Origin of the sequence: Sphingomonas sp. (assembly GCF_019242355.1) — a bacterium.
GTDB lineage: Bacteria > Pseudomonadota > Alphaproteobacteria > Sphingomonadales > Sphingomonadaceae > Sphingomicrobium.
In genome coordinates, this window is record NZ_JAFAVR010000129.1 from 1 (window position 1) to 4,494 (window position 4,494).

Genomic DNA, 4,494 nt, shown 5'->3' on the forward strand with positions numbered 1-4,494 from the left:
AGGAGACGCAGTGCGCGAGCAACGCGGCGCGGCTGGCGTCGTCGAGAGCGGCGAGCCAGTCCCAGAGTGTGGCCTCGTCCTTCGGCAGGTCTGCCTTCCACGCCTCGTGCCGTTCCGCGACCGCTTTCGCGGGCGCGCTGTCCTTCAAGTCAGCCGGCTGGATTGAGAAGAACACGTGCCGCACCGAGGCTTCGAGACAAGTGCCCGCCGCGCTGTGCTGGAAAGTGTCCAGGCAGAGTTTGTGCAGCAACGCTGTCATCGCGACATGGGGATTGTTCGCCACCGCGTCCCGCAGCGCCAGCGTCCGATAGGCGGTCAGCTCGCTCATTAGCCGGTCCGGCAGCGGCTTGACGATATCCTCCTCGTCCTCATCGACCTCGGGCCGGCCCCCGATCGTGATCACGGCGCGCTGGATGGTGGGCGCGGAAGGCTCGCCACCGTCGCTCGCATCGCCGTCGCTGCCAGCGTCGTCGTCCGTAGTTGTGCTGGCAGGCGGCTCATCTTCCGGCCGGACGTAGCCGCGATCGACCGAGAGGCCGCCATCCGAATCGATGCTGACGAAGACGCCGGCGCGAGCGAGCTCGGCGGGATCGTAGCTTACCGGCCGATCCTCGAAGGCGGCGAGCGCCGTTTCGATTTCGCCGAGACGAGCATCGACGTCGTCAGGCAGCTCGTCGGCGTTCTCGTATTCCGCCTCAAGCTTGGCGTACTCGGCTTTCAAGGCCTCGATAGTCGCCCGTTCCTCGGCTGTAAGGTCTGTCGGCGTCCTTTCGAGCTCGCGCAGATGATGTGTATACCCGAACGGGAAATCGACATTCACTTCGATCCACTTCCATCCTTCGGCAGCGATCTTCTCCGCTTCGACCTTCAGCTTCTCGGCCACCAGCGCATCGAGCAGGCCGACATTCTCCAGCCATCCGCCGTAGTCCTGCTGAAAGAGATCGCGCATGACAATGCCGCCAGCCTGCTCGTAAGCTTCGATGCCGATGAACAGAGCGCGCCTGTCCGACGCGCGCACCGTGCGCTCGGTCAACATGCGGCGGATCTGATAGGGCTCCTGGCTGTAGGAGCGCTGCAGCGACTCCCAGACCTGCTCCTGGCGCGCGTGATCGCTCGTCACCGTGAACGCCATGAGCTGTTCGAGCGACATGCGGTCTTCGGCATAGATGTCGAGCAGCTTCTCCGACACCGCCGCGAGGCGCAGCCGTTGCTTCACGACGTTGGCGCCGACGAAAAAGGCGGCAGCGATCTCTTCTTCGGATTGGCCCTTCTGGCGCAATGCCTGAAAGGCGCGGAACTGGTCGAGGGGGTGGAGCGACGCGCGGTGAACGTTCTCGGCCAGCGAGTCTTCTTCGGCGGAGATGTCGACGCTGGGATCGCGCACGACGCAGGGCACCGGTGCCGTTTTGGCGAGACGCTTCTGTTTGACGAGAAGCTGGAGCGCGCGATAGCGCCGGCCACCGGCCGGAACCTCGAACATGCCGGTCTCGACACCCTCGGCGTCGAGGATCGGCCGGACATTGAGGCTTTGCAGGAGCGTGCGCCGCGCGATGTCCTCCGCCAGCTCCTCGATCGAGACGCCGGCCTTCACGCGCCGGACATTCGACTGGGAGAGAACAAGCTTGTTGAAGGGTATGTCGCGCGACGATGACAGGGTGATCTTCTGAACAGCAGTAGCCATCGGGATTGTCTCCGCGACGGGCGCCGAAAGACTCTCTCTCGGCTTCCAACCCGTCACGAAGACCGGCGCAGCCCTCTCACTTTTATGGGGCGGGTCAAGCACCGCAGTTTTTCGTTGAAAGGCACGGCCGGACATCTCGCTGTTTGTCGGCGAAGCGCAGAAGATCATCGCCGGCAAAGTCGGCGTGGTCGTGTTCGCAACCGACCCGGGCAGAGCGTCATCTTGCAAAGCTGGCAGTCTGACCAGCTCACCTTTTATCCGGTTCGAGTTCCTGCTCAGCAGGCCTCGCGACCACCATCCCGTTTGCTGCGGGCTCGACGCTCGAGGGGATGGGACCCTTCTCTAATGACGGCGTTTCTCAGCCAGTAAGAGGGCCGGTCACACATCCTCCCGGTTTTCCCCTGTTGCGCCCAGGGGAACTCGACAAAGCTTCAGGTGACAATGGCGCCGGTTGGCACGAGGCCCGTCGTAGCGTAACGCCAGAGCGCGACGAGCAGCTTGCGGGCGAGCGCCACGATCATGATCCGCCGAAGCCGGCCGTTCGCGCCGTTCGTCCGTTCGATGAACCACTGGCTCAGTCGACTTTGCGGCTGATGCTGAAGCCAGCGCCACGCGATCTGAAGCATGTGGGATCGGAATATGGCAGGACCGGTTTTGGCGATGCCCTGGTCCCGAGTGACCGCGCCGCTGGCCCATGGCGTCGGTGCCAGACCGCTCCAGGCGGCGAGCTCGCGCCGGTTGTTGAACTTGCGCCAGAAGGCCTCGCGTACAAGCACCGAGGAGTCATTGGGACCGACACCTTTGATGCGGGCGAGCGCCGCAATCATCGTCGCGTCGGCGTCCGCCACATCCCGCTCGGCCGGAGCGGCGTCGACTTTCCTGACGCGCGCGATGGCGTCACGCTCCGCGCTGATGGCCTTCAGCTGGTCGATGACGATCCGCAGGCGGGCGATCTCGCGGCGGATCTCATCGCGCAGCCGCGGCCCGAGCGGGCGGCCATCGCCGGTGACAAGCTCATCAAGCCGCTGGTCCGCGTCACCGGCGCGAGGATCAAAACCGACGATCCCCTGCGTCAGCAGCAAGCCCCGGATGCGGTTAGTATGCGCCGTGCAGTCGTAGACCAAGCACTGCCGCTCGCGCACGAGCCGGCGATGGTCTTCCTGCGCGGCGCTGGGCACCTGAACGGCGCTTAGCACCTGGTCCTCGCCGCGGTTGTAAGCCATTAGCGCGCGGATCATCGCTTTGGCGTCGATGCGGTCGGTCTTCGCCCGCTTGGCTCGGCGGTTCACCAGCAGGCTCGACGGATCGATCACGAGCACGCGGAGGCCGGCGGCGGTCAGCCGGCGATGAAGCCAGAAGCCTTCGTAACCCGCCTCTTGCAGCACAAGATCGATACGTCGGCCGTGCCGGTCGCCTCGGCTGCGCGAAGGCGGAGGCGCGCGAATAACTGTAGCAGCGCATCCACGTCGCCCCACTCGACGACATGGATGCCAACCTTGGCGGCGGTTGGGACGTGCGTGCCGATCACCCACTTCGATCGGCTCATCTCGATCGCGACGAAGATCGGGTCGGTGGCGACGGACAAGGCTGGGGCGACGACTTCCTTCTCGGCAAGCATGTTGAAGTTCTCCTACGGGTTGCACCCCAGCAGCCTCGTATGGCCGCGCGTCGACCGTCTCCATAGGATCTCTGGAATGCCGGGGATCCGGCGAACCGGAGATGCGTATCCGCACAAATCCGGCTTTGCGTAACGGCCGGCTCATTGTCGCAACAGGAGGCGCATCACGCGGCCTCCTGCTCGTTCGCCACGGCGCCCGGTGCGTCATCGCTGGGAAGAAAGCCGAGGAGGAAGTCGGCGGCCTTGCTCGCCTGCGATGCGGCGCGAACGATGGCCCGGTTGTCCTCGCGCAGCACCTCGATCCAGGAGCCGATGTAATCGGCGTGGCGCACGGTCGGCACGATGCCGAGCGAGGCGCAACAGAACGCGGCGTTCATCTCCGCGACCAGCTCTTCAAACGCATACTTCTTTGAGCCGAAAGAGCCAGAGAGGTCACGATTGAGCCGGTGCGGTGCGCCGCTGGCGTGGCCGAGCTCATGGAGCGCGGTCCGGTGCCAATTGATCGGCTCGAAATAGGCTTGCGGTGGCGGGACCTGCACATAGTCCTGCGCGGGCATGTAGAAGGCGCGGCTGCCGCCGATGCGGAAATCGATGCCGCTCGCTTTGATCAATGCTTCCACCTGGGGCTCGATAAGGCCCGGGTCGGGAGGCGGTGCGGCGACCACGAGATTCTCCGGCAGGCCTTCGCATTGCGCGAGGTTGAAGACGGTGAAGCGCTTGAGGAACGGGATCGCTTGGGCTTCCTCGCCGGTCTCTTGCGCGCGCTTCTTCTCATCGTCGGGAATGAAGCGATCGGCATAGACGACGGTGGTGCCGTGCTCGCCCTTGCGAACATTGCCGCCGAGACCGAGGGCCTGGCGAAAGCTGAGCCAGGCCTGGACCGGGAAACCATGCTCGATGACCGAACCCCAGAGGATCAGCACGTTGATCCCGGAATAGAACCGGCCGGTGCTGGCGTTCTTCGGCATGAGGAGCGGGGCCTTTGCCGCCGCCGTGCCCCAGGGCTGCACCCAGGGCACGCGGCCGGCCTCCAGTTTGGTGGTGATTCATCGTAGAGGCTCGTCCGGCTGACACCGGACCGAGCGCGAGCGCCGTCTCTGGACATCGCGGATCCCCGCGACAGGCGCCGGGAGCCTCTCTCCCAGCTTTCAACCCGTCACGGCAAATCCGTCCACACTCTCGCTCTCGGGGCGTT

At 65.0% G+C, this 4,494-nt stretch carries 3 protein-coding genes and 1 pseudogene; all 4 read right to left on the minus strand.

The window, feature by feature from the left end; translation table 11 throughout:
• The coding region (locus tag JOZ79_RS06155) for a ParB N-terminal domain-containing protein (RefSeq protein WP_294072043.1) at positions 1–1,681 on the minus strand (1,681 nt) is incomplete at its 3' end.
• Between the two features lie 431 nt (positions 1,682–2,112).
• Positions 2,113–3,066: an IS110 family transposase gene (locus tag JOZ79_RS06160; RefSeq protein ID WP_294072048.1), complete on the minus strand. Its 954-nt coding sequence runs from the start codon at positions 3,064–3,066 to the stop codon at positions 2,113–2,115.
• On the minus strand, positions 3,018–3,299 hold the full coding sequence (locus JOZ79_RS06165) for a hypothetical protein (protein ID WP_294072051.1): 282 nt from the start codon (positions 3,297–3,299) through the stop codon (positions 3,018–3,020). Before JOZ79_RS06165 ends, JOZ79_RS06160 begins: the two co-directional genes overlap by 49 nt.
• 164 nt (positions 3,300–3,463) lie before the next feature.
• Positions 3,464–4,404: pseudogene (locus tag JOZ79_RS06170) on the minus strand (zincin-like metallopeptidase domain-containing protein).
• Positions 4,405–4,494: the final 90 nt, after the last annotated feature.

Coding starts and splice junctions, on each gene's coding strand:
- JOZ79_RS06165 (WP_294072051.1), bottom strand. CDS start 3,299: ATGCTTGCCGAGAAGGAAGTCGTCGCCCCAGCCTTGTCCGTCGCCACC.